Source organism: Massilia sp. PAMC28688, from assembly GCF_019443445.1.
In the GTDB taxonomy this organism is placed as follows: domain Bacteria; phylum Pseudomonadota; class Gammaproteobacteria; order Burkholderiales; family Burkholderiaceae_D; genus Telluria_A.
In genome coordinates this window covers 1,938,426-1,962,834 of the sequence record NZ_CP080378.1, presented here as the reverse complement: position 1 = coordinate 1,962,834, position 24,409 = coordinate 1,938,426, and the positions used below count along the sequence as shown (strand labels likewise).

The window sequence follows — 24,409 nt, the reverse complement described above, 5'->3', positions numbered from 1 at the left end:
GGTAGAAGTCGGGCAAATTTCGTCACCGACAGAACTGTTCTTCCCGAATACTCAAAGTCCATTAGCATCGGAGCGCATAAATGATACTCAAGCAGTTGCGTCTTAGTCGTAATTTTTCCCAAGAGCAATTAGCTCAGATGTCCGGCTTGAATGTTCGGACTATCCAGCGAATCGAAAGCGGCCACAAGGCCAGTGTCGAGTCTATGAAATGTCTCGCTGCCGTGCTCGAAGTGGAGGTGTCAACCTTGGAACAGGAGAAATTCATGATCGACAAACATTCTCATAACTGGAGAAATCTGCCGCTTTGGCTAAGGTGCTGCTTCTCCTTGAACGTCCTCGCTATGCAGCCGACCCGAAGGGCCTTTCGCAGAATCGAAATCGCCTCGCACGTGAGCGGCTTCCTATTTTGCCTGTTCGGTTTCATGAGCGAGGCCGCGCTGGCCGGGGGCCTGATGATGCTGTCGTGCGCCTACCTATTTCACCTGCTGACATGGCAGGGCGACAAGCTTGGCATTTGGTACGACGTGTCCGAAACCGCGGTTCCTTGATCAGGCGTGCCCGCATTCTAATATCGGGATCTCGTAGACTTTTCCATGGCGCCACCCAATGCGCAGGGCAAGAACGTGCGGCACGATGGCAAAGTCGTTAGCTATTCACCAATATCAAAGCCTCACTCCGATCTTAAATCCACGGTCGCCTTTGCTGCGGAAGCTGTCAGTCTGTGGCGCTCCGGCTTTTTGCGGTTAAGCAATCTGATATTGCTAAAGCCAACGGCCGAGACCTGCCGGAGCGGACGTTAACTACGGTCGTGGAGCATGTGGACGGGGAAGAAGTTTGTTTGCGTTTGTCTGCTCCTGCCTTGAACGCAGCGGCCAGGCAAACCGACTGTACCAGTGTGGGCGCCGATCTAAACGAGCTGGCTAGTGCTAACCAACAAGTCCGACAAGAGTGGAACTTGCTTGAGTAGGACGCCAAAACGACTGCTGCCCAAGGAGTAGCTTTGCAACAGAGATTGCGCACTGTCGACAGTGGAAACCGGGTGAAAGGACATTGCCCAGCATGTCTGCGCGGGTGCGATCATCAGCACGATCGCGAATTTGGGCCGTTAATCCTGGTCTTGCGCGGCGGATGAAGCGCTGCCTGCTGCATTGAGAAAAAATCGAAGGGGTTAAGATTAACGGTTTTCGGTTTTATCGACACCGCGCTCGCTTGCATCGGGTACGAAGGGCTCGCTGCAAGCGTAGGGGATCAATTCCTCCTCCACAAATGGCCAGATATGCATGGCGATGTGGTCGCAAATTTCTTCGACAACGGGAGTTGCCATGGCGACCGCATCTGCAAGCGTCATCGCGTTTTCGGCCGCCTCGAGACGCTGGTAGTCCTCCGGGCCCTGGGTGTTGGGATCAAACGTGAATAGCGGCGATCTCAACGGGAAATAAGGATAGTTGTACTTGTCGTCAAAATTCTTAAACGTTTGCTTGCTCCGGTTTTCTTTGACACCCCAGTCTGCCCGCCAAAGCACATCCATTCCCAAATCCGCCTTTTCAAGGATCATGCCCCGTCGGAGAGCCTTGCGAATATCATATTCAGGCGGTGAAACGCGCAAGGTCCCGCGGCTTGGCACGAAGTCAAAGTTACCGCTGCGCGACCAAGTAAAGTCAATCGCGAAGCTGCTCCAGTAAGACTTGGGATTGGGATGAATACTGAATACCAGTTCCAGGTCGTCACACGGTTTCCAGGTCAGGAACAGCTCTCCGGGCATTTTCCCCCGCATCTTGAACGATTTGTTCAGTGCGAATCCTGGCCAGCGTCGGCCAATTGCTGTTTCGAACGCTTTGCCCATGCCGGCACGAAGAATTTTATGCATATTAGTCCGTGATACATTCGTCAAGCAGCACGACCGCGATAGGTGCTGAACGCCCATCAGCAGTCAGCCCGTCCCGCAAATCCCGGCGCCAATCGGCCGCCGGGATTTTCCTCTTAGCTTGCGGGGGCGGCTCTTTCCTAAGGCTGGCCCAACTGGCTCACCTTGCTCATGGAATCGGCCATGCGCACCAGCTTGACGAATTCGGCGCGGTAGCCTTCCGCATCGCTTCCCCTGGCGCCATTGGCCAGTTCCGCAATCGCTCCGTAGCTGAAGTTGCCCACTTCCTTTTCCGACCGCAACCGCTGGCCAAACGCGGCCACGGCAACGGCGAAGCGCTGATCATCAGGCACCGCTGCCAGCGATGTGTAGGCTGAGCCGGACTGGACCACGTGCTGGATCAGCTTGCTGTCCGGCTGGCCGGGAAGCTTGTAGCGCACTTTCACCAGGCACAGTTCGCCCGAGGTGCCGACCCGCGACCGATTCGCAGGCGCCTGGTAGCGCAGCGGATCAACCAGCCTGGCCGCGCTGCTGGCCGGCGTGATTTCGTACAGCGCCGTGACGGTATGACCGGCGCCCATGTCGCCCGCGTCGACCTTGTCGTCATTGAAGTCCTGCTTTTCCAGCATCCGGGTTTCGTAGCCGATCAGGCGGTAAGCCGCCACCTGCGCGGGATTGAATTCCACCTGCACCTTCACATCATTGGCGATCGGGAACATGGTCGAGCCCAGCTCTTCGCTGAGTGCCTTGCGTGCTTCCATCAGGGTGTCGATGTAGGCTGCGTTGCCGTTGCCACTCTGCGCCAGGCGCTGCATCATGGCGTCGTTCAGGTTGCCGTCGCCCACGCCCAGAATCGACAGATAGACGCCCGATTTCCGCTTGGCCGCCACGTATTTCTCCAGCTCCTTCGGGTCGCTGATGCCAACGTTGAAGTCGCCATCAGTCGCCAGGATCACACGGTTGACGGCCGCCTTGTCGAAGTTGCGCTGGGCCAGCGCATAGGCGCGCTGCAGCCCTTCGGCCCCGGCCGTGGAGCCGCCCGCATGCAGCGCATTGATGACGCCGACGATCTTGTCTTTCTGCGAGCCAGGTGTCGGTTCCAGCAGCACCTGTGCGCCGCCGGCGTACGCCACAATCGACACGTGGTCGTCCGCGCGCAGCCTGGCGGCAAACATGGCGAAGCTTTTCTTGAGCAGGGTCAGGCGGTCGTCGCCGCTCATGGAGCCGGACACATCGATCAGCAGCACGACATTGGCACGAGGCCGGGTAGCCGCTTCAATATCGAATCCGCGCACGCCAATGTGGACCAGCTGCGTGTCGCTCTTCCACGGATTGGGCATGACGGCCGTGGTCACCTCAAACGGCTGCGCGCGGTTGGTGGGAGTGACGTATTTGTACGGGAAGTAATTGACCATTTCCTCCACCCGCACGGCACTGGACGGCGGCATGGTACCGGCGCTGAGCAGGCGCCGAACGTAGGCGTAAGAGGCGGTGTCGACATCGACGCTGAAGGTGGACATGGGCTGCTCGGCCACCAGCTTCAAGCCGTTCACATCGCCCTCGGGAAACTTGTTGGCCTGGGCCGGCACCAGCGCGTACGAATGGGCCATATAGCCCCCATGCGCCCGCGCGTAAGCATTACCGGCCACCGTGACGGCCCTACCCTTGTTCCGTTGATGCCTGGCAGCGGTGGCTTGCGGCACAGGCGCTGGCGGTGGCGCGAGCGCTTCCGCCACCGGAGGAGCGACAGGCGTGACTTGCATGTCTTGCGTGTCTTGCGTGGCCTGGGGCGCCACGGTAGTAGGCGCCTGCGCCACCTCGCCTGGCGATTGATGCGAACAGCCGGCCAGCAAGGCCATGCCGGCGGCCAGCGCCAGCGAATTGCGCATGAACATGGTGACTGGGGATGAGCCAACAGGCTCCGGGTGACGATGCATGACATTCTCCTGGTAAGTGCGGGTGGGTAGCAATGCTGCTATGCACTTACTGAAACGGAGAGGCGACGGAGAAGGGGTTAAATCCGCACGATTTTTTTTAGGGAAGGCGGGTGCGCCGTCTTCCCAGCGTTCCAGCCTAGAACTTCGCCGCCAGACTCAGGCCAATGCTGCGCGGGGCCACGCGGTATCCCTGCACGATGGATGCGATTTGCGGGCGCTGGATCACGGTATCGTTATCCAGGGCATTCTTCACGAACAGGCTCAACTTGTAATGGTCAAACGCGATACCAGCGCTCAGGTCCGCCGTGTGGTACGAAGGCCGCTCGTAGTCGGTCTGCTCGGGATTGAGCGAACCCTTGCTTGGGCCTACCCACTGCACGCCACCCATCACGAAGGCACTCTTGTCGCCAAACACGGCGAAGTTGTAGATCGCATTGACGGCCGCGTTGTACTTGGGTACGCCCTGGATCTGGGCGCCGCTGACCGCGCCGACGATGCCGTTTTCCAGGCCCTTGTCGTTGGACAGCTCGGCCTGGACATAGCCGCCCGTTGCCGACAGTGTCAGGCCAGCCACGGGTTTGCCCTTGATCTCGAATTCAAAGCCCTTGCTCACCGCGTCACCCGCATTGGCGTTGTAGGTGTAGGCACAGGTCGGCAAGTACACGCCCTGCTGGATGTTTTTCCACTTCACATAGAAGGCGCTGGCGTTCACGCTCAAGCGGTTGTTGAGGAAACGCGACTTGCTGCCCAGCTCGTAGCTCCACAGGCTGTCCGGGCTGTAGGTTTCGGGGCCGGCGTCAATGCCATTGGCTTCCAGGTCAGGCCCGCACGTGGTGGGCGGCACAAACACATTCGAGCCGCCCAGGCGGAAGCCCTTGGCCACGGTGGCATAGACGGTGTGGGCGGGCGCTGCTTCCCAGGTGATCGCATACTTCGGGGTGAACGCTTTCGACGACAGGCTGACACTGCTGGTGTTGCCGGCGCCGGCCAGGTACAGGCCGTTGGCCTGGTCCAGCGTGGACTTGCCCCTCAGGTAGCGCGCGCCGACGGTGGCATGCAGGGTCGGCGTGAAGTGATAGTTGGCCTCGCCGAAGACCGATGCCTGCTTTTCATTGTAATGAAAGGCGCCAGAGAACGAATTGTCGTTCGGAAAAGCGCCCGGCCGCGCATCCGGCAGGATGTTCGGGTCTTCGCTGGAAAAGCCAAAGCGGGCGAAGGTGGCGTTGACGCCGAAGATCGGATCGTTTTCGTTGATGTTGGTGTGCTGGTTCGAGAAATACATGCCGCCGATCCAGGTCCAAGGCGACACGCTGGCGTCGTAGGGCTTGGAGGTCAGGCGGAATTCCTGCGAGAGTTGGCGCACCTTGTTGTTCAGGTAGACGGCCGAGGGCAGGCCGGCAATGGCGTCAATCAGTTCCGGCGGGGCGGTGCCGCCATCCTCGGTCGAGGTCAGGAAGGTTGACAGCGAATAGCTGTTGTAGGCCGAACCATTCTGGGTACGGTCAAACTTGCGGCGGAAAAAGCTGGTGCTGGAGAGCAGGTCGGCTTTGCCCAGGTCCCAGTTGACCGTCACGTTCGGCGTCAGCAGGGTGTCGATGGACGGCTCGCGCACCTGCTTTTGCGCCTGGTAGGCCGGCAGCTCCAGGTTGAAGGCCGAAATGTCGCGCGCGTCCACGCGCTGGTAGTACAGCGATGGCAGCACCGTCAGCGCCGCGCTCGGCTTCCACTTGAGCGCCATGCGCAGCTCCTGGTCGTCCACTTCGTTGATATTGGTGGCAATTACCTTGCCGCCAGTATCAACCTGGTCGATGAAGCCGCCCGTGCGCTGGGCCTGCACGCCAATGCGCAGCGCCAGTTCATTGGGAATCAGGGGAATGTTGCCCACCACGTTGGACGAATAGCTTTCGCTGCCGCCCTTGATCTTTGCGCCTTCGACATAGGTGCTGATTTCCTGCTCTTTCAGGTCCGGCTCGTTGGGGACGAACTTGATGGTGCCGCCCATCGAGCTGGCGCCGTACAGCGTGGCCTGCGGGCCGCGCAGCACTTCCACGCGGTCAATGTCAAAGAACTTGGGCTCCACCGTGCCCATCGTGTACACATTGCCCACCGTGAGCGACACTTCGCCCAGGTAAATGCCGACAGTGGCGGCGCCAGCCGCCGAGCTGATGCCGCGCACTTCGATATTGGAGGTGCCGGGACCGGCGCCACCGTTGCCGCTGGCGGCCGTAAACGAGATATTGGGAATCGCGCGCGTGAGGTCGGTAAAGTCATTGACGTGCTGGGCCTGGAGCGACTCGCCGCTGATGGCCGAAATGCTCATGGCGACCTTGTTGGGGTCTTCCTGGCGCTTTTGCGCCGTCACGCGCACCACTTCGATCTGCTCCGACATTGCCGCCGCGCCGGCCTTGCTGGCATCTGCGGCGCGCGTGTCCTGTGCCCACGCTGCCGTGGAGAGAACCGCTGTTGCTGCAGCAAGGGAATAGCCAAGCGCTACTGTAGGGCGAAGTTTCATGCCGGATCTTTCATGTGTCGGTGGAGGAAATAGCTGGGCGCGCGGGGCCGGGCGTGGTCAAGCACGCGGGTCTGCGACGGGGTGACTATTTTACCAGTTTGCTTTTTTTGCAAGCAAGGAACTTATGGCCGGCAAGAACGATTGTTGCGGAAAAACGATGAACGGCCACCATTACGCGCGTCTTCATGCCTGGATCCGGCGAACCGGCGCAATGCTTCAGCAGCTGCCAGCGCATGCCTGGGCGTCGGCCGGCAGGCTGTAGACCGGGGCGAAGCCGCCGCCCGGAGTGCGGAAATTGGTGGTCTGCCCCTGGTACAGGCGCGCGGCCAGCCACTGCGACTGGCCATCGTAGGCATATACACGCAGGTCGAACTTGAGCGTTTGCGGCTTGTCGCGGCTGCCGGCCACGCGCGCGCCCGGCTGCATGAGTTCCTGCGCCACGTAGCCGCCGGCGATGATATCGCTCCACACGCGCGTGGTGACCTTGTCTCCCCGGTAGGCGGCGCGCCCGCCAAAGCCGGCCGCCGGTTTGAAGAACAGGCTCTTGCGCTCTTTCCACAGGCGCTCGGCGTCATCGGCCGTCACCAGGGTGGTGCGCAGTACCGAATCGGCCAGCACCGCCCTGATGTCTGCGGGCACACCGAGCCGCGCCAGTACGTCCGGATCGCTCAGCAAGACCAGGTTGCGCTTGTCGGCGTACAGCGCGTGCGCCTGCGGGTGTGGCGTGATGACGGCCAGGTCTTCCAGGTAGGCCTGGCGCAGGTGGGCGTGGGCCGGTTCGGCCAGCGTAAAGTCGGTGAGCCGGTTGTAGACCAGGTCAATGGCCAGTTCGCCATGCCACAGCACGCCGTCACGCAGGTGCAGCGCGGCGGGATCGGCCACCACGGCGCCGATGCCATGGCGCTCGAACAGGCGCTGGAACAGGATGAATTCGGGATACATGTACTGCTCTGCCGGTGCAAGGTCGACGATGGCAATGGTACGCAAGGGGCGCGTGTGGCCGGCCAGCGCCCACTCGTGCCGGAACATGTCGACGATGCGCTGCTCGAAGGCAGGACCGGCACCGGCACCGCTGGCGAGCTGCTGCGCGTTGACGGAGCAGGCGCGGTGGGCCCGCGCCACAAGGGCATTGAGCAGGGCGCCGCCGGCATTGGTATTGATTTCAATGAGGCCGATCTGGTCGCCATTGAGGTGGAAGTCGTAGCCGAAAAATGCACTGCGGGCGCCGCCCTGGCGATGGCGGGCAATGGGCGCGGACTGGCCCAGTACCAGCTCGCGGTAGGCCGGCATGGCAACCACGCTCTCGATGGCGCTGACGATGCTTTCCATGCGCGCGCGGTGCGCCGCCGAAATAAATACGGGCATGGACGAGAACAGCGAGGGACAGCGCTCTTCCAGCAGCGCCAGCAAGGATGGCGAGTGCAGTTCGCTGGCCAGGGCCAGGCGCAGCTCGTCCTGGTCAAGGCTGACGCAAAAGCATTGGCTGTTCATGCGCTGTTCGGCCGTGACGTCGGGCGCCGCTGGTGCCGCGCATGGTGGATCAATGATATCGCTCACGCTTGTCCTCAATCGTGTGCTTCACCGCTGCCATAGGAAGGCAAAGATGAAGCTGTTCATCCCCAGGTTGAAAGCCGCGTGGGCCAGGATGGCCGGGTAGATGCTGTCGTGGCGCGTGCGCAGCCAGGCCAGCATCCAGGACAGGGCAAACATGAGGACAAACCACAGGGTACCGGAAAACGCGCGAAAGCCCAGCCCGGCAGCTGTCAGTACAATGCCGTGATGAACCAGATGGGCGCCGGCAAACCAGGCTGCCTCGATCATGGTGCTGCTGCGCTGGCTGAATCGGGTTTCCAGCATGCGCTGCAGATAGCCGCGGAAGAAGATTTCCTCCCCAATGGGACTGAAGATCAGCGCGGGGATGGTAAACATCAGGAAAACGGCGACCAGCGGCATGCCCGCCGTCGGCTGCACCCTGAAGGAATTGGCCACACTGACGAACCAGTGGTCCGGCGTGGGACCAAACAGTGCCATTCCGAGCAGGAAAGCAGCAGCGGAAGCGAGCAGGCCCAGTGCAATGGCCAGCGGATACTCGCGCGGCCGGCGGGAACGCTTCAGGCCCACCTGCTGCCTGCCATCCTTGTTCAGCAGCAGCCATGGCAGCAGGGCCATGGGAATGCAATGGATCAGGAACAGGCCCCGGTACGCGGGCGGGCCGAGCATGGCAAAGGCCCGCACCAAGGTCAGCACCAGTCCCAGCCCGATCGCCACGCCCAGCAAGGCGCCCGCAGGGAGCGCCAGGCCGGGCCGAAACAAAGGCGCCGTGGCAGGCGCCGCGCATAAGCGCGGTTCGATCAGAGACATGCGTTCCTTTTACGGGCTTGGGATGGCCCATTATAGCGGCGGCCGGTCGGCGGTTTTGCGCGCGGCCGGCCGCTAGGCCCCATCAGGGCGCCCGCTCAGCTCACGGCAACACGCGGCGCTGGGCCGAAAACGTCACGCTGCCGCCGGCCCGCGGCACAGAAATGATATGCGCCGGTGTCACGATCGCCAGGGTGCAGACCGAGCCCTCACCTGGTTCGGTATCAACCCGCTCCACGTTGATGTCGCCTGCGATGCGGTACACATCCTTGATCTCGGTGGCATAGCAGCCATTGGGCAGCACGCCGCGAAACACGCCCACCACTTCGTTGCGGGTGAAGTCAATGACCGGTGCCGGTGCGCTGCTGCCGGTATGGCGCGCCCACAGTGCGGCCCAGCTTTGCGCATCCCGGATCACCACGCTCATCGGTTCCTCGATACGCGAGTAGGGCGTGCGGTCGATGGTGGTAAATTCCAGCCGCTGCGGCGCCACCTGGCGGAACACGGCCCGCGCCTCGACGCGCGGCACGGCAACGACCTGCATCGGATTGGTGATGGCGGCAATGCAAATGGTGCTGGGAGTAATGTCGCGGTCCTCGTACTCGACCACGATGCGCTGATCGACCAGGTTAATCCGGCGGATGCCGAACTCATGACAGCCGCGCAAGTCTCCGGCAAACACGGCCACCAGCATGGAGCGGCTGAAGTCGACCTTGGGAAGCGCCGGCGCCGGGGTGCGGCCTGCCGTATGCCGCGCCCACAGCCTGGCCCACGCTTCGGCATCGCGGACGATGACATTGAGCGGCTCGCGGATGCCGGAAAACGACTCCTGGACCACCGTCCTGAACACCAGATTGGCCGATTCCTGCACAGGCATCTTGATTTCCACCACCGAGTGGCTCACGCCCAGCCCCAGGTCGGCGCGGTCCCGGTTGTTGAGGATGACCTGGAACAGCCCGCGTACCGAGGGCACACTGCAGTTGGTATAGGCGCCGTTGGGAGAGTTGCCGTGGACGCAGAGCAGCGCGCCAGTGCTGCGTCCGTAGAGGCGCTGCACCTGGTCCGGGCAGGACGCTCCGCGGTCCCAGTAGACATAGCGCTGGTCAATCACGAACAGCCGGTTGTCGCCGGCGGCGCAAGGCGCCTGCTGTACCAGCGCCACGAATTGCGCATGGTCTACCTCGGGAACGGGAACCGTGGGCGTGGTGATGATGCCGACGCAGCCAGCCAGGCCGGCCAGCAGGGGAAGGATACAAAGTTGTTTGAAGGTTTTCATAGCGTTTCCTATCAAATAAGCATGGCGCCGGGAAGGCGCCCCGCGTATAGGATCAGCTCGCCAGAATGGCGCCCCACGACCTGGAACAAATACAGGGGGATTGGTGCCGCCATGGACGATCAAACGCAAGGGGAAAGCACAAAGAACGATACTGAAAGCAATGAAGCGAGATTGGGCAAGCGCAAGCTTGCGCGCTGGCTACGCTATTTCTTGCGTGCCAGCTCGACCGTGACCATCTGCGCCAATTCTTTCAAACCACGCAGCTGGTCGGGCGAGAGGGTCCGCGGCCGGGAGTCGAGCACGCACAGGGTGCCGAGGCGGTTGCCATCAGCGTCAGTCACGGGAACACCGGCATAGAAGCGGATGTAGGGTTGGCCCAGCACCAGGGGATTGGCGGCAAAGCGCGGTTCGAGCAGGGCATCCTCCACCACCATGCCCTGCTCGCTCAGGATCGCATGGCTGCAAAAAGCGGCATCGCGCGGCGTTTCAGCCAGCGCCACGCCTACCCGCGACTTGAACCATTGCCGCTCAGCGCTAAGCAGCGACACCAGGGCCATGGGGCACTGCGTAATCTGCGAGGCCAGCCAGGTAATGCGGTCCAGTGCCGGGTCGGTCGCGCTGCCGATCAGACAGCTGGCCGACAGGGCCTGCAAACGCTGTGCTTCATCGGGCAGGACCGGATAAGTCACTGCATCGGGAAGAATGAATTCGGGTGCCAGCGGCGTGGCGGTCGCGCGCCCGGACGGTGCGGCCACCCCTTTGCGCTGTACCCGCTCGATTTCGCTCAGACGGCAGCGGCGGTGCCCGCCAGGCGTCTTCCATGAGGCGATCGCCCCACTCTCCATCCACAACTGCGCGGTACTGACGCTCACGCCAAGATAGTGCGCGGCCTGGCGTGTCGTGAGCACAGGGTCGTCGATGGCGGCAAGCGGCGGTAGCGAATCAGAGGTCATATCCTGAATTTTACAGCAATACCGCGCCCTGGCCCCTTAAATGACAAATTTGCGAAATTTTAGACAAACGCACAAATCTGCTAAATATGACGAAATTGATTGACTTCATGGTTTCCATGCGGCAACATAAGCGCTTACTGAGGACAACCATGAACCTGTTTCACTTTTACCAAGCCAAAATCGGCCGCAAGGTCGCCCTGTGGATGCTGCTTGCCGTCGGTGGCCTGTTCGCCGGCTTTGTGGCCGTCACGACCATCTCACAACAGCAACAGGCGCAGACCGATGCCGTCGCCAACGTCCGGGAAAAAGGGCGTTTGCTCACCGCGACGGTAGAGGTGCTCGACCGCAGTCTGCGTGGCCAGGTCGCATCCTATGCCAGGATTTTCGCTGACCGCCTGGGCGGCCAGTTCACGGTCGACCACGCGAGCAAGATGGACGTGGCCGGCACCCCGGTCTCCACCCTCGCGCTCGATGGCAAGGTTGTCAATCTCGACTTCGCCATCCCGGACACGTTTACCGCCCTGACCGGCGCCTATGCCACCATCTTCGTGCGCCAGGGGGACGACTTCGTGCGCGTGACCACCTCGCACAAGAAAGAAGATGGCGCCCGCGCCGTCGGCACCACGCTGGACCATGCACACCCAGCCTATCGCCTGCTCATGAACGGCCAAAGCTATGCCGGTTCGGCCAGCCTGTTCGGGGGCCAGTACATGACCCACTATGAGGCCATCGTTGTCGGCAAGGAGGTCATCGGCGTGCTGTACGTGGGCATTGATTTCACCGATTCGGTACGCTTGCTGGGCACCGGCATCAAGTCGCTGCAGCTGGGACAGACGGGCAGCTTCTATGTGCTCAGCGCCCGTCCGGGCAAGGACCTGGGCAAGGCCGTCATCCACCGCCAGCTCGAAGGCAGCAACCTGCTCGCCGCGCAAGACGCCGCCGGCGCGCCCTACGTACAAACCATGCTGAGCCAGGCTAACGGCGTGCTCCACTATGCCGAGGCAGCAGCGCCAGGCGCCACAGTCCGCCGGCGCGTTGCCGCCTTCAGCACCATCAAGGACTGGCAGATGCTGGTGGTGGGCGATGCCTATCTGGACGAGATCACCGCCGGGGCCGTGCGCCAGCGCAACCATGCGGCCATCATGGGCCTGCTGATGGTCCTGATCGTCACCGTCATGCTGCATTTTATTATCCGCAAACTGGTGGTGCGGCCGTTTGGCCAGGCCCTGCAAGCAGTGGAAACCGTCGCCACGGGCAATCTGACGGCGCGGGTGGAAGCCACATCGGTCGATGAAAGCGGCCGCCTGCTGGTCTCACTGCGCATGATGACTGAGCGCCTCGCCAACGTGGTCACCGAGGTGCGGGGCGGCACCGACGCCATCACGTCCATCTCGGCCGAAGTGGCCGCCGGCAATATGGAACTGTCGGCCCGTACCGAACAGCAGGCCGCGGCACTTGAGCAAACCGCTTCATCCATGGAAGAAATGACGGCCAGCGTGCGCAACAATGCCGACAATGCCCGCCACGCCCAGGCCCTGTCGCGGACCGCGTCCGACACCGCCCGTGCCGGCGGCGAGGCGGTGGAACAGGTGGTGGCCAAGATGGATGCCATCACGGCCTCGTCCAACAAGATCGCCGATATCACCAGCGTGGTGGACGCCATCGCCTTCCAGACCAATATCCTGGCACTCAATGCGGCGGTCGAGGCGGCGCGGGCCGGAGAGCACGGCCGCGGCTTCGCGGTCGTGGCGACCGAAGTGCGCACGCTGGCCCAGCGCTCGGGCGCTGCCGCCCGTGAAATCAAGCAGCTGATCAACGATTCGCTCGAGCAGGTCGCGGCCGGCGCCCGGCTCGCCGCCAGCGCCGGGGCCACCATGCGCGAGGTGGTGGGCGCCATCGTCAAGGCCAACGACACTATTGACGAGATGTCCACCGCCACCCAGGAGCAGGCCAGCGGCATCGACCAGATCAACCGCGCCATCGCCCAGCTTGACCAGGTTACCCAGCAAAATGCGGCGCTCGTCGAAGAAGCAGCCGCAGCGGCCCAGACCATGCAGGGCGAAGCCGGCCACCTGGCGCAAGTGGTGGAATTTTTCGTCGTGGAGCGGGCAGCAGCAGCCCTGGCGCCACGGCCATCCGTGCCGGCCACCGGGGCCGGCACCAGGCAAGCGCCGAGGAGACCGCGGGCAACAAGCGATCTCGTCCGGATTCACTAGTCACTCAACTTCATTTTCAGATCATGCGTAATAACTCACCTGTCACCCACAAGGAATATGTGCTCGGCGATACGGAGACGGTCGTGTCCAAGACCGACCTCAAGGGCAATATCACTTACGTGAATGCCGACTTCGTCAAGATCAGCGGCTTTTCCGAAGCAGAGCTGCTGGGGTCGCCCCAGAATATCGTGCGCCACCCCGACATGCCGGCCGCCGCCTTTGCCGACTTCTGGGAAACGATCAAGGCGGGCAAGGCATGGACCGGCCTGGTCAAGAACCGCTGCAAGAATGGCGACCATTACTGGGTCGAAGCCAATGCCGCGCCCATCATCGAAGGTGGAAAGATGGTTGGCTTCACGTCGGTGCGCGTCAAGCCGAGCCGGCAGCAGGTCGCCGCCGCGGAGCAGGCCTACAAGAAAATCAATGACGGCGAGCGCGCCATCCGGATCCGCGAAGGTGCCGTGGTTCCAGCCCGGGCAGGGCTCGGCGCATGGGCGGTCGAGACCAGGCTGTCGGTGCAGGTCGCCATTGCCACCTTGCTCATGCTGGCCGCCTTCGGCCTGGCCGTGTTCGCCGCCCTGCAAGGCGCCACCGTGCCGGCCTTGCTGCTGGCCGCCGGCGGCACGGCGGCGTGCCTCGCCTACGGCGCGCTGCTGATGCACTCGGTCGTCAAGCCGTTGCGGCAGGTAAAGCAAGACCTCGACCAGATGAGCGCGGGCGATCTGTCGGGCCGCATCCGCGCCACTGGCAGCGTGGAAATGGTGGCCATGCTGCAAGGTATCCGCGTCCTGCAAACCAATGTGAAACTGCTGGTGGGCCAGATCAAGGAAGCGGCCGAGGTGGTCACCCGGGGTGCGGGGGGAATTGCCGAGGGCACCAGCGATTTGCTGCTGCGCTCGGACGAACAGACCAGTGCGCTCCAGCAGACCTCCTCTTCCATGGAGGAACTGACCGGAACCGTGGGCCAGAATGCCGAGCACGCGGAAGAAGCCAACCGCCTGGCCAGCCAGGCCGCTCAGACCGCAATCGAGGGCGGCAACGCCGTCAAGCAGGTGGTCGATACCATGCAATCGATCCGAACCAGTTCCGGCAAGGTCGTCGACATCATCGGTGTCATCGACAGCATCGCTTTCCAGACCAATATCCTGGCGCTGAACGCGGCCGTGGAAGCGGCGCGTGCAGGTGACCAGGGGCGCGGCTTTGCCGTGGTGGCGACGGAAGTACGCAGCCTGGCGCACCGCAGCGCTGCCGCCGCCAAGGAAATCAAGACCCTGATTGGCAACTCGGTGGAGCAGGTTGAAAGCGGCGGCGCCCTGGTGGAGTCGGCCGGGTCGACCATGCGCGATATCGTGTCCGCAGTGCAACAGGTAGCTGGCTTCATGCAGGAAATCACCCACGCAAGCCGCGAACAGAAGATCGGCATCGAGCAGGTCAACGGCGCCATCACCCGCATGGACAGCGCCACCCAGCAAAACACGGCCATTGTGGAAGATGCCGCCAATGCTGCAAGCAGCATGAACGGCCAAGCCATCAAGTTGACCGAATTGATCAACAGTTTCAAGCTGGTCAGCCATTCGCGTGGCGGGCGCGGCATGGCGGCAGCGCCTCCGGCGGCGGCCCAGCCTGGCCGGACGCCTGCATTGAACGGCCCCCGGGCCTAAGCTGACCAGGACAACACGGCCATGGCAACGCCCCATCAGCGTGCAGCAGTACCTGCGGCGGCCGGCAAGACCGTCGGCCAGCTGACGCCGGCACAGCTGCACGCACGGCTGGTGCGGCCCGATCCCGCTGCCCGCCTGCTGGCCGAAGTGCTGTGCGCCGTGTACTGGGGTGGCGACAGCGGTGTCAACCTGCAACAAGTCGAAACCCTCGGCGACGATGACTGGACCCTGCTCACCAATATCTTGCGCTACCGGCGCAGTCCCCTGTGGAGCGAAGAACAATTCCACCTGATTGCCTGCTGGTGCCGCGAGCACTTTGCGCTGCAGCGCTGGGTGAACGAGGATTAGCACTGCCGGCGCGGACATTTTTCCACGCCCCACCCATGCTAGACTTGCTTCACTATGAACAGCGCGACTTCACCCACAGGGCAAAAGCAAAACGGCAAGCAGCACTGGATCGTCGCTACCAACTATAAGTTGCGCGTCTTTTCGCTGGCCCTGTCGTTTATCGCCATTGCCATGGAATGGTGGGGAAGAGCGGGCCCGGGCGCATGGGCCGGCCTGGTACTGGTATTTTTGATCTATCCGCACCTGGCCTTTGTCCAGGCCAGGATGTCGGCCGATGGCCAGAAGGCCGAGTTCCACAACCTGGTGGCCGATTCCATCCTGCTGGGCGTGGTGGTGGCGGCCCTGCATTTTCCCTTGTGGCTCACCTTTTCCCTGTGGCTCGGCGCGTCGATGAACAGCGCCATTTGCCGCGGCGTGCCGGGCCTGTGGCGGGCCACGGCAGGCCTGCTGGCCGGGGCCGCGGGCGGCGTGGCCGTGTTCGGCTTCGCCTTCCAGCCCGAAGCAGGCTGGCCCAGCACATTGCTCGTCATCGCCGGCACCGCGGCCTATTTGCTTATCATTTCCCTGGCCGTGTTCTGGCACAACCAGCAGCTGCGGGCCGTGCGCCGCAAGCTGCGCCTGGGCGAGCAAGCCTTGAACGACACCAATGCCAGGCTGGAACAGCAACTGGCCGAAGTCACGCGCCTGCAGGCCCAGCTCAACGAGCAAGCCGTCCGCGATCCCCTGACCGGCCTGTTCAACCGGCGCTATCTGGAAACCATCGTGCCGCACGAACTGGCCCGCTGCGCCCGTGACGGCTCGTCGATGGCCCTGATCATGATCGATATCGACCACTTCAAGGCCGTCAACGACCGCTATGGCCACCAGGGCGGCGATGAAGTGCTCAAGGCACTGGCCGGCCTGCTGATTGACAGCGTGCGCGCGTCCGATGTTGCCTGCCGCTTCGGTGGCGAGGAATTCCTGCTGCTGCTGCCCAATATGGCCGCCACGGGCGCCGCTGAGCGGGCCGAGGAATGGCGCACGGCATTTGCTGCGATGGCGGTCCCGTCCAACGGCGAGCATATCCGCGCTACCCTGTCGATGGGGGTGGCCATCCATCCGCACGACGGGGCCGACCTGCACGCGCTGGTGCGCGCCGCCGACCTGGCGCTGTACCGGGCCAAGGCCGAAGGCCGCAACCGGGTGGTCTTCGCGCACACAACCCCGGCCCTGACGCGCGCCTGAGGCCAGCGCGTCAGGACAGCAGCAGGCCTGCGCCTTCGGCTTCCTCTGCCTCGCAGCCAGCGCGCTCCGTGCCGTGATCAGTGCGGGGCAGACGCCCAGGGCGCGAGCCGTTCTTTCCGCTGCAGAGCGCCTGCGCCCAGTGCCTGCTGGCCACCCATTCAATGGCTTGAGCGGGCGCGGCGCCGCCCGTGGCGGTAAAATGACTGTTTTAGCGCGTCTTCAACCGGAACCAGGTCATGCGACTGACTGCCTACACCGACTATTCCCTGCGGACCCTGATCTTCCTGGCCATGCATCGCGAGCAGCACGTGACGATCCAGGACATCGCCGACGCCCATGGCATTGCCAAGAACCACCTGACCAAGGTGGTGCACCAGCTCGGCACGCTGGGCTACATTGCCACCACGCGCGGACGCAACGGCGGCCTGCGCCTGGGCATGGAACCGGAAGACATCAACATTGGCGACGTGGTGCGCCACACCGAAACCGACTTCCACATGGCGTCGTGCTTCGACGACAGCTCGGCCGGCTGTATGTATTCCGCTAACTGCGGGCTGAAGGGCGTGCTGGGCAGCGCCACGGCCGCCTTCCTGGCGGTGCTGGACGCGATCACGCTGGAACAGGTGGTCATCAAGGAAGAGCGCAAGCAGCGCGGCAAGGCGGCCCCGGGCAAGGATCCGGGCGTCCAGGACATCGCCATGCATTTCAAGGCGCCGCGCAAGGCTGCCTGAGGCCGGAAATTGCCTGGATCGTAACGGACCATGGTCACGCGCCAACAATGAGCGACATGCATATCAAGTAAACCTGGCGCCGGGCCGGCGGCGGCACGCCATGCGGCATCCATTGCGGCATACTCTTACTTTGTTTGGCATCGTTTGCATCCCATATTCTCGCGCGCTGCCTGTGTTTACGCTTGTCCGGAGTGTCACCATGTTCCTCAATACCGTCCGCTGGCTGATCGCCACTGTCCTGCTGGGTGCGCAGGCCGGCGCCGCCGCCCAGGACTCGCCCGAGCGCGCCCGCACCGACCAGGTGGCGGTGCGCCTGATCAGCGAAATGGCCACCGTGGCGCCGGGACAGACCGTCCACCTCGGTCTGGAACAGAAGATCATTCCGAACTGGCATACCTACTGGAAGAACCCGGGCGATTCCGGCACCAGCACCAGCGTCGAATGGACAGTGCCCGCTGGCGTCACGGCCGGTGAACTGATCTGGCCGGCGCCGAGCCGCTTTGACCTGGGGCCCATCACCAATTACGGTTACGCCGACCATGTCGTGCTGCTGGCGACGTTGACAGTACCGGCGTCGCAACCCATCGGCAGCACCATCCCGGTCCAGGCCAAGGCAAGCTGGCTCGTATGCGAAGAAAGCTGCATTCCGCAGGAAGCCACGCTCAAGATCGCGCTCCCGGTGGCCGCCGCCGCCGTGGCCAGCAGCGAACAGAAACCAATCATCGACGCGGCCCGTGCGAAGATTCCCGTGCCGGTCAGCTGGCCCGCCACCTACCAGCGTGTGGACGGCAAGCTGCAGGCGCAGCTGGCCATGCCCGCACAGGTGGGGCCTTTCAGCACAGCGCAGCTGGTGCAGCAGCATACGCTGCGCTTTTATCCCGCTGACTGGGGCACGGCCGCGCACAATGCGGCCCAGACCTTCAAGCTCGATGGCCAGAGCCTGACCATCGCCTTGACGCCCGGCGAAACGCCGCCGGCGGCTGGCAGTGCGGTGCGCGGGGTGCTGGTGGCCGAAGAGAAGAACGGAACTCCGGGCCATGCGGCCATTGTGTATTCGGCCGAACTGGGCGCGAACGCGCCTGCCATGCCCGCCATGCCCGCAACTCAGGCCACCCTGGGCGCGCCCGCTACCGGCGACGAGAACATCACCTTGTGGCACGCGCTGCTGCTGGCCTTTGCCGGCGGCGTGGTGCTCAACCTCATGCCTTGCGTGTTTCCGGTGCTGTCCATCAAGGCGCTCGGCCTGCTCAAGCATTCCGATCTGAGCAGTGCCCAGAAACGCGCCCAGGGCGTGGCCTACACCATCGGCGTGCTGGCCAGCTTCACCGTGCTGGCACTGGCGCTGATCATCATCAAGAACCTTGGCACCCAGGTAGGCTGGGGCTTCCAGTTCCAGTCGCCGTATTTCGTGCTCGGCGTGGCATACCTGATCTTTGTCGTGGGCCTGAGCCTGTCGGGCGTGTTTGCACTGGGCGGCCCGGCCAACCTCGGCGCCGGGCTCGCAGAGCGTGGCGGCTACAGCGGCAGTTTCTTCACGGGCGTGCTTGCCACCATCGTTGCCACGCCATGCACGGCGCCCTTCATGGGTGCGGCGCTCGGCTTTGCCCTGGCCCAGCCATCGCTGGTACTGTGGCTGGTTTTCATGGCACTGGGCCTGGGCCTTGCCCTGCCGTACATGCTGGTCAGCGCCTGGCCCGCGCTGCACCGTGTCCTGCCCCGGCCGGGCGTCTGGATGGAGCGGCTCAAGCAGGCGCTGGCCTTTCCCATGTATGGCGCCGCGGTGTGGCTGGTGTGGGTGCTGGCGCAGCAGGCGGGCGTTAATGCGGTGCCGCTGGCGCTGGGCGGCATGATCATGCTGGCACTGATCGCGTGGCTGTACGACAGCACGCGCACCACCAGCGGCGCCACCCGCATGGTGGCCAATGGCGTGCTGCTGGCGGCGGCCCTGGCAACGGTGGGCGTGAGCTTTCAGGCGGTCCAGGCCCTGTCGGCCGCGCCTGCCCAGCTGGCCCGGGGCGGCGCCACACAGGACTGGGAAGCGTATTCGCCGCCGCGCCTGGCGCAGCTGCGCGAACAGGGCAAGCCCGTTTTCATCAATCTGACTGCGGCATGGTGCATCACCTGCCTGGTCAATGAAAAGGTGGCGCTGAACCAGCCCGCCTTCAAGGAACTGCTGCTGCAGGAAGGCATTACGTATCTGAAGGGCGACTGGACCAACCAGGACCCGCAGATCAGCGCCCTGCTCAAGCAGTATGGCCGCAGCGGCGTGCCGCTGTACCTGTTTTACCCATCCGGTGCGGGATCGGAGGCGCTTGTGCTGCCGCAGATTCTGACGCAGGATATTGTCAGCACGGCGCTGCGGTCCAGATAGCGCCAGCATCTTCACTTCATCTCAACCTCAAGGAGAACGGTATGTCGGCAACAATGAAGCACCTGGTAAGGGCAGCAGTCACGGTGGGTTTCATGGCCGCCGCAGCGGGCGCCATGGCAAACGCGGAATTGAACAAACCGGCGCCGGCATTTGCCGCGGTGGGGGCGGACGGCAAGCCGGTCAGGCTCGATGCCTACAAGGGCAAGACCGTGGTGCTGGAGTGGACCAATCACGAGTGCCCGTACGTGAAGAAGCACTACGAGAGCGGCAACATCCCCAACCTGCAAAAGGATGCTGCCGGCAAGGGCGTGGTCTGGCTGCAGGTAGTGTCGTCGGCACCGGGCAAGCAGGGCAATGTCGATGGCGCCACCGCGCAAAAGCTCAATGCCTCGCGCAAAGCAGCACCGGCCGCGACCGTGCTGGACGCGGACGGCAAGATCGGCAAGATGTATGGCGCGCAGACCACGCCGCACATGTTCATCATCAACCCGGCCGGCCAGCTGGTGTACAAGGGCGGCATCGACAGCATTGCCACCGCCAGCAAGGATGACCTGGCCAAGGCGGAAAACTATGTGACTGCCGCCTTGAATGCCATCAGCGCCGGCAAGCCGGTGCAAAAGGCCAACACCAAGCCGTACGGCTGCTCGATCAAGTACGGTTAAGTTGCGTGTGCCGGCCCGGGCAGGGACGCGCCGCGGCAGTGCGCGTCCCGCCGGGCTTAGTTATGGATGTATTTGGTGAACACGTCGCTGAAGTCACGCTTGGTGTGGGTGTCGAACATGGCCGTGTTCAGGGCCTTCAGCAGTTCGGAATACTGCGTGACCAGTCCGCCTTCGCCGGGGGCCAGGTTGAGCTTGTGCACCGAAGCCACCGCGTCCAGCGCGCGCAGGGCATTGTTGCGGCAGACGGCGTCGCGCTGCTGCTGCTTGCCGATGGTGATCAGGGCCTTGTAGATATCCTTGAGCTGTTCGATAAAGGCTTTCTTGACGTCGATCGAGAACACCGTGTTTTCCAGGTTGAACTTGAGCTCGATATCCATGTCCATGGTACCGGCCGTCTCGATCTTGACGTTGGTGATCTGGTTGGCAGCATAGTCGTAGCGCTTGATGGAACGCTTGGACGACACCGCCGAGTCGCCGTCCACATGGATCAGCGCGAGGTTGGTGAAGCAGTACTCATCCTTTTTGCTCTTGATGAGGAAAAAAATCTGTTCGCCATCTTCGCCAAACAGGTAATCGTCGGCATCGACCTTACTGTAATCGGCCGGCCCGACAATGACGCCCATATCGCTGATGCCCAGTGCTTCTGCTGCCAGTTTCTTGAACATAGTGGTCCTCGCGTGATGAAAGTGGCTACATTAGCACTCTTTTCGCGCCGCAACTACCCGGGCGGCCGCCGCACCGTGGTCACCAGCGTGGGATAGTGTCCAGGACGTTCTCCCGTCTGACCATGCGATCCTGGCGGACCCGGGGAGGGCGGCGAGCAAGGCAGCCGTCTGCGCCGGCGTCAATTGCAGGGTCCCCTTGTCGTGCTTGAGCACCACTTGGCCCAGCGGCCTGCCATTGATCATCATCGCCAGGGAAAGCCTGCGCAGGGCGTCGGTATCGAACTCGTCGCCTTCCTGACTGCGCAGCTGCAGTTCTGCCAGCACGGCAGTGCGTGGCCCCGCGTGGCGCGTCAGCAGGATGGAAACCGGCGGCAGGGGCTTGCCGTCATTGCCACTGTCGTCGCGCTGGTAGCCCGCGGCGCGGCAGGTGCGCGTGTTGTCGCAGGCAAGCTCCCAGTCCAGGTGGGAAAACGCCATGCCCGCCGGCTGCGCTGCGCCAGCGGGGGCGATCAACAGCGTGGCCAGCGCTGCAAGGCCGAGTCTGCAGGGGTTCACGCGGATCCTTTTTCGGGCGATGAGATCATACTGCGATCATAAAGCCTGCTGGTCGTTTCGGATAGATACCCGGCTAGACTTGCGCCAGCCCGCCGTCGACGCACAGTTCCGCACCATTGACGTAACTGGCGGCGTGGGAAGCCAGAAACAGGACAGCCGCCGCGATTTCCTCGGCCTGGGCCATGCGGCCCGATGGCGTGGTGGCGGCCAGCATCTCTTGCAGGGATACCACTGCCTGCGCGTTCATACCGAGGCCATGCTCGAGGATCGGCGTGTGCGTGACGCCGGGACTGATGGCATTGACACGGATGGCGCGCGGCTTCAAGTCCACCGACCACGAGCGCGCAAACGAGCGCACCGCCGCCTTGGAGGCGTTGTACAGCGACAGGTTGGGCATACCCTTGAGGCCGGCAACGGAAGCATTGAGCACAATGCTGGCGCCATCGGCAAGCACTGGCAGCATGGCCTGCACGGTAAAGAAGACGCCCATCACGTTGGTCTCGAAAATGCTCGCGTATTCGGCAACAGTGGTTGCGCCCATGTGGTTGTTCACGGCCACGCCCGCGTTGGCAAACAGCACATCCAGCCGGTCGCCCCTGGCCGCGATTGCTTCCCGGATGCGCTCCAGGTCTGCCAGGTTTGTCACGTCGCCGGGAAGGGCCACTGCACCCGCGCCCAGTGCATGGGCCGCCGAGTGCAGGCGGTCGGCATTGCGGCCAACCAGGTACACGCGGCGCGCGCCATGGGCCAGCAGGGCCTGCGCGGTAGCCAGGCCGATGCCCGAGGAAGCACCCGTTACAAGGGCGCAGCGCTGATCAAATGCATTCATGGGTCTATCCTTTCGGGGAATTGGTGAGCAGGGATTGCTTGTTGTAGTATGAATAAGCGAGCCGCTTGCAACAATCGGCCATTCGCTCACCACTCTGCTGAAAGAAATTCATCAATGAACCATGATCTTGAAGGGTTGAATGTGTTCCTGCACGTGGCGCAACTGCGCAGCTTTCGCAAAGCGGGGCAGCAGCTGGGCGTGTCCGCGTCGGCAGTCAGCCACGCCATGGGCAAGCTGGAAGACCAGCTTGGGCTCAGGCTGCTCAATCGGACCACGCGCAGCGTCAGCCCAACGCCGGCCGGCGCGCGCCTGCTGGCGGCACTGGCCCCGGCCCTGGCGGGCATCGACATGGCGCTGGACAGCTTGAACGAGGAGCGCACCCAACTGCGCGGCCGGGTCAGGATCAACGTGCCACGGCCAGCAGCCTGGCTCGTGATCGCTCCGCGACTGGCCGAGTGGGCGCACCTGCATCCGCAGCTGGAGCTGGAAGTGGTCAGCAGCGACGCGGTGGTCGATATCGTTGCCGAAGGGTTTGATGCGGGGATCCGCTTTGGCGAGTTGCTGCAGCAGGACATGGTGGCCGTACCGGTGGGCGAGCCGGTGCGCTTCGCCGTCTGCGCCGCGCCTGGCTATGTGGCAGCACATGGCACGCCTGCCACACCACAGGACCTGCTCGCGCACCAGTGCATTGGTTTGCGCTTTCCCAGCGGGGCGCGCTACCGCTGGGAATTCCGCCATGGCAACGAGCCTGTCACCGTGGCCACCGGCGGCACGCTGCTGCTCGACGACATGGCCTGCATCGTGCAGGCGGCCATCGATGGCGCCGGCATCTGCTACACCTACGAGCACCTTGCGGCGCCCCATGTGGCAGCGGGCCGCCTGCAGTTTTTGCTGCAGGACTGCATGCCTCCGGCCGAGCGCTTCTACCTGTATTTTCCAGGTGGGCGCAATATGCCGGCCGGCTTGCGCGCACTGGTCGATTTTCTCAAGGATGGATAACGCTGCTGTGGCTGCCGTCGGGCACCGCGGCCTGTACAGAAAAGCCGGGTGCCCTTCCCGGCCTTACTTCCGCCAGATGGCAGAGCGCACGGCGTCGCAATACCACCACTTGTACTGGTAGAAGCCCTGCGCCGCCAGCGTATTGGTCAGGTTTGCCATTTCTGTCGCGTTCATGCCCGCCCTTGCGTACCAGGCGCCCTTGGACGGCACCCACTGCGTATTGTAGATGGCGCCGCCCGCCGTGCAGGCCAGGCTTTCCGGCATCTGGCCTGAATCCTTCATGTGATTGAACCAGCCCTGGAAGCGCGCAGCGGGGATATCGTTGACGGTCCAGTAGCCAGTCGACCGGGGCGCCCAGATCAGAATCGGACCGGTAGGAAGCGCACTCCCGTTTAACAGCGTCCATGGTCCGTTCAAGGAGGCGGTGCCGTCGGTAAATGGAGTCGTTTGACCGTGTTCAAACTTCATTTGATATGGTGCATTGTCCTTGAACATGTGCACGTGCAGGTGCGGCATGCTCGAGTTGCCGCTGTTGCCGGCCAGTCCCAGGAACTGTCCCTTGGTAATCTTGGCGCCATTTACCACAGCGGCTTCCGGAGGCAGGGTGCTCCCGCTGGGCTTGTCGAAACGTGTCTTGTTGTGCGGGCACAGTGCGGAAGGCATGGTGCCCGGCACGAGGTGCGAGTGCTTGACGAACACGCCATCGGCGGTCTTGATGACCATGTGGTTGCCGCCCACGCCGATCAGGTGGCTGACCACGTCAGGATCCTTGGTGCCTGCGCGCGCATTGTCGGGCGCGTTGCGCCAGCAATTGACGACGGTGCCGGACACCATCGCATACACCTTGCGCCCGTAGATCAGGTGGTTGGCATTGACCGTCTTGTCGGCGCCGTCCGCGACCAGGTGGCTCCACTTGTCGTTGCCGACGGGGCGCATGGCAATGATGTCCTTGCCCAGGCCCTGGTTGGCACCGGTGGCATGGTCGCTGGTCTTGTAGCGGTGGGTCAGGCCCAGGTCGTCGCTTTTGAGCGGGAATACGTCGGCCGTGGCGGCGCCGGAAAACAATGCTGTGCTCGCGCACAGGAATGACACGGCGATGCTGGAAGTTGTCGATTTCATGCAATTGCTCCATAGATGTCGTGAAAAACTCCAGGCAGACAGTCGCTTTCAGGACAGGACAGACCGTAGCGAGGAGAAGTGCACCCATGATGGAACGTTAAACAGAAATCAACTATCCGGATTCTGCGC

General features: G+C 63.1%; 20 protein-coding genes. 9 read left to right on the top strand and 11 right to left on the bottom strand.

The features are described from left to right. Positions 1–80 precede the first annotated feature (80 nt). On the top strand, positions 81–548 hold the full coding sequence (locus KY495_RS08825; protein ID WP_219883280.1) for a helix-turn-helix domain-containing protein: 468 nt from the start codon (positions 81–83) through the stop codon (positions 546–548). Between the two features lie 626 nt (positions 549–1,174). Here KY495_RS08825 and KY495_RS08820 read toward each other — a convergent pair. The 7 genes from KY495_RS08820 to KY495_RS08790 all read right to left on the bottom strand — a co-directional run bounded on the left by KY495_RS08820 (position 1,175) and on the right by KY495_RS08790 (position 10,900). Continuing rightward, positions 1,175–1,867, bottom strand: a complete 693-nt coding sequence (locus KY495_RS08820; protein WP_219883279.1) for a hypothetical protein — start codon at positions 1,865–1,867, stop codon at positions 1,175–1,177. A 137-nt stretch (positions 1,868–2,004) separates the two neighbouring features. After that, positions 2,005–3,801: a VWA domain-containing protein gene (locus KY495_RS08815; RefSeq protein WP_219883278.1), complete on the bottom strand. Its 1,797-nt coding sequence runs from the start codon at positions 3,799–3,801 to the stop codon at positions 2,005–2,007. Between the two features lie 136 nt (positions 3,802–3,937). Then, positions 3,938–6,313 carry a TonB-dependent receptor gene (locus tag KY495_RS08810; RefSeq protein ID WP_219883277.1) on the bottom strand — a complete coding sequence of 792 codons (2,376 nt, stop codon included), beginning with the start codon at positions 6,311–6,313 and terminating at the stop codon, positions 3,938–3,940. Positions 6,314–6,529: 216 nt separating this feature from the next. Further along, positions 6,530–7,870: a hypothetical protein gene (locus tag KY495_RS08805; protein ID WP_229518548.1), complete on the bottom strand. Its 1,341-nt coding sequence runs from the start codon at positions 7,868–7,870 to the stop codon at positions 6,530–6,532. A 21-nt stretch (positions 7,871–7,891) separates the two neighbouring features. Continuing rightward, complete coding sequence (locus tag KY495_RS08800; protein WP_219883276.1) at positions 7,892–8,674, bottom strand: CPBP family intramembrane glutamic endopeptidase; 783 nt, start codon at positions 8,672–8,674, stop codon at positions 7,892–7,894. Between the two features lie 100 nt (positions 8,675–8,774). Next, complete coding sequence (locus tag KY495_RS08795) at positions 8,775–9,947, bottom strand: hypothetical protein (RefSeq protein ID WP_219883275.1); 1,173 nt, start codon at positions 9,945–9,947, stop codon at positions 8,775–8,777. A 203-nt stretch (positions 9,948–10,150) separates the two neighbouring features. Beyond that, positions 10,151–10,900 carry a GAF domain-containing protein gene (locus KY495_RS08790; protein WP_219883274.1) on the bottom strand — a complete coding sequence of 250 codons (750 nt, stop codon included), beginning with the start codon at positions 10,898–10,900 and terminating at the stop codon, positions 10,151–10,153. A 149-nt stretch (positions 10,901–11,049) separates the two neighbouring features. Here KY495_RS08790 and KY495_RS08785 point away from each other — a divergent pair, with 149 nt between their 5' ends. The 7 genes from KY495_RS08785 (at position 11,050) to KY495_RS08755 (ending at position 20,113) form a co-directional block, all read left to right on the top strand. Further along, a complete protein-coding gene (locus KY495_RS08785) occupies positions 11,050–13,116 on the top strand; it encodes a methyl-accepting chemotaxis protein (RefSeq protein WP_219883273.1) in 2,067 nt (688 codons plus the stop codon). 23 nt (positions 13,117–13,139) lie between these two features. Beyond that, on the top strand, positions 13,140–14,777 hold the full coding sequence (locus KY495_RS08780) for a PAS domain-containing methyl-accepting chemotaxis protein (RefSeq protein ID WP_219883272.1): 1,638 nt from the start codon (positions 13,140–13,142) through the stop codon (positions 14,775–14,777). Positions 14,778–14,798: 21 nt separating this feature from the next. Next, positions 14,799–15,125, top strand: a complete 327-nt coding sequence (locus KY495_RS08775) for a hypothetical protein (RefSeq protein WP_219883271.1) — start codon at positions 14,799–14,801, stop codon at positions 15,123–15,125. A gap of 54 nt (positions 15,126–15,179) precedes the next feature. Next, positions 15,180–16,349: a sensor domain-containing diguanylate cyclase gene (locus KY495_RS08770; protein WP_219883270.1), complete on the top strand. Its 1,170-nt coding sequence runs from the start codon at positions 15,180–15,182 to the stop codon at positions 16,347–16,349. 236 nt (positions 16,350–16,585) lie between these two features. Then, the gene (locus KY495_RS08765; RefSeq protein WP_219883269.1) at positions 16,586–17,080 is read left to right on the top strand and encodes an Rrf2 family transcriptional regulator; all 495 of its coding nucleotides are present in this window, start codon (positions 16,586–16,588) and stop codon (positions 17,078–17,080) included. Between the two features lie 199 nt (positions 17,081–17,279). Then, a complete protein-coding gene (locus KY495_RS08760; RefSeq protein ID WP_219883268.1) occupies positions 17,280–19,451 on the top strand; it encodes a protein-disulfide reductase DsbD in 2,172 nt (723 codons plus the stop codon). Positions 19,452–19,492: 41 nt separating this feature from the next. Beyond that, positions 19,493–20,113: a redoxin family protein gene (locus KY495_RS08755; RefSeq protein ID WP_229518547.1), complete on the top strand. Its 621-nt coding sequence runs from the start codon at positions 19,493–19,495 to the stop codon at positions 20,111–20,113. A 56-nt stretch (positions 20,114–20,169) separates the two neighbouring features. Here the strand turns inward: KY495_RS08755 and KY495_RS08750 are convergent, their stop codons facing one another. From KY495_RS08750 to KY495_RS08740, 3 genes are all read right to left on the bottom strand, one after another. After that, positions 20,170–20,778, bottom strand: a complete 609-nt coding sequence (locus KY495_RS08750) for a PH domain-containing protein (RefSeq protein WP_219883267.1) — start codon at positions 20,776–20,778, stop codon at positions 20,170–20,172. 30 nt (positions 20,779–20,808) lie between these two features. Next, a complete protein-coding gene (locus tag KY495_RS08745) occupies positions 20,809–21,333 on the bottom strand; it encodes a DUF1176 domain-containing protein (protein ID WP_219883266.1) in 525 nt (174 codons plus the stop codon). Between the two features lie 73 nt (positions 21,334–21,406). Further along, entirely contained in the window at positions 21,407–22,162 is a 756-nt protein-coding gene (locus KY495_RS08740; RefSeq protein WP_219883265.1) for an SDR family NAD(P)-dependent oxidoreductase, read from the bottom strand. 114 nt (positions 22,163–22,276) lie between these two features. On the opposite strand from KY495_RS08740, the gene KY495_RS08735 reads away from it, so the two are divergent. Beyond that, complete coding sequence (locus KY495_RS08735; protein WP_219883264.1) at positions 22,277–23,161, top strand: LysR family transcriptional regulator; 885 nt, start codon at positions 22,277–22,279, stop codon at positions 23,159–23,161. A gap of 63 nt (positions 23,162–23,224) precedes the next feature. Here the strand turns inward: KY495_RS08735 and KY495_RS08730 are convergent, their stop codons facing one another. Beyond that, complete coding sequence (locus KY495_RS08730; protein WP_219883263.1) at positions 23,225–24,280, bottom strand: M23 family metallopeptidase; 1,056 nt, start codon at positions 24,278–24,280, stop codon at positions 23,225–23,227. Positions 24,281–24,409 lie beyond the last annotated feature (129 nt).

Coding starts and splice junctions, on each gene's coding strand:
- KY495_RS08825 (WP_219883280.1), top strand. CDS start 81: ATGATACTCAAGCAGTTGCGTCTTAGTCGTAATTTTTCCCAAGAGCAA.
- KY495_RS08820 (WP_219883279.1), bottom strand. CDS start 1,867: ATGCATAAAATTCTTCGTGCCGGCATGGGCAAAGCGTTCGAAACAGCA.
- KY495_RS08815 (WP_219883278.1), bottom strand. CDS start 3,801: ATGCATCGTCACCCGGAGCCTGTTGGCTCATCCCCAGTCACCATGTTC.
- KY495_RS08810 (WP_219883277.1), bottom strand. CDS start 6,313: ATGAAACTTCGCCCTACAGTAGCGCTTGGCTATTCCCTTGCTGCAGCA.
- KY495_RS08800 (WP_219883276.1), bottom strand. CDS start 8,674: ATGTCTCTGATCGAACCGCGCTTATGCGCGGCGCCTGCCACGGCGCCT.
- KY495_RS08795 (WP_219883275.1), bottom strand. CDS start 9,947: ATGAAAACCTTCAAACAACTTTGTATCCTTCCCCTGCTGGCCGGCCTG.
- KY495_RS08790 (WP_219883274.1), bottom strand. CDS start 10,900: ATGACCTCTGATTCGCTACCGCCGCTTGCCGCCATCGACGACCCTGTG.
- KY495_RS08785 (WP_219883273.1), top strand. CDS start 11,050: ATGAACCTGTTTCACTTTTACCAAGCCAAAATCGGCCGCAAGGTCGCC.
- KY495_RS08780 (WP_219883272.1), top strand. CDS start 13,140: ATGCGTAATAACTCACCTGTCACCCACAAGGAATATGTGCTCGGCGAT.
- KY495_RS08775 (WP_219883271.1), top strand. CDS start 14,799: ATGGCAACGCCCCATCAGCGTGCAGCAGTACCTGCGGCGGCCGGCAAG.
- KY495_RS08770 (WP_219883270.1), top strand. CDS start 15,180: ATGAACAGCGCGACTTCACCCACAGGGCAAAAGCAAAACGGCAAGCAG.
- KY495_RS08765 (WP_219883269.1), top strand. CDS start 16,586: ATGCGACTGACTGCCTACACCGACTATTCCCTGCGGACCCTGATCTTC.
- KY495_RS08760 (WP_219883268.1), top strand. CDS start 17,280: ATGTTCCTCAATACCGTCCGCTGGCTGATCGCCACTGTCCTGCTGGGT.
- KY495_RS08755 (WP_229518547.1), top strand. CDS start 19,493: ATGTCGGCAACAATGAAGCACCTGGTAAGGGCAGCAGTCACGGTGGGT.
- KY495_RS08750 (WP_219883267.1), bottom strand. CDS start 20,778: ATGTTCAAGAAACTGGCAGCAGAAGCACTGGGCATCAGCGATATGGGC.
- KY495_RS08740 (WP_219883265.1), bottom strand. CDS start 22,162: ATGAATGCATTTGATCAGCGCTGCGCCCTTGTAACGGGTGCTTCCTCG.
- KY495_RS08735 (WP_219883264.1), top strand. CDS start 22,277: ATGAACCATGATCTTGAAGGGTTGAATGTGTTCCTGCACGTGGCGCAA.
- KY495_RS08730 (WP_219883263.1), bottom strand. CDS start 24,280: ATGAAATCGACAACTTCCAGCATCGCCGTGTCATTCCTGTGCGCGAGC.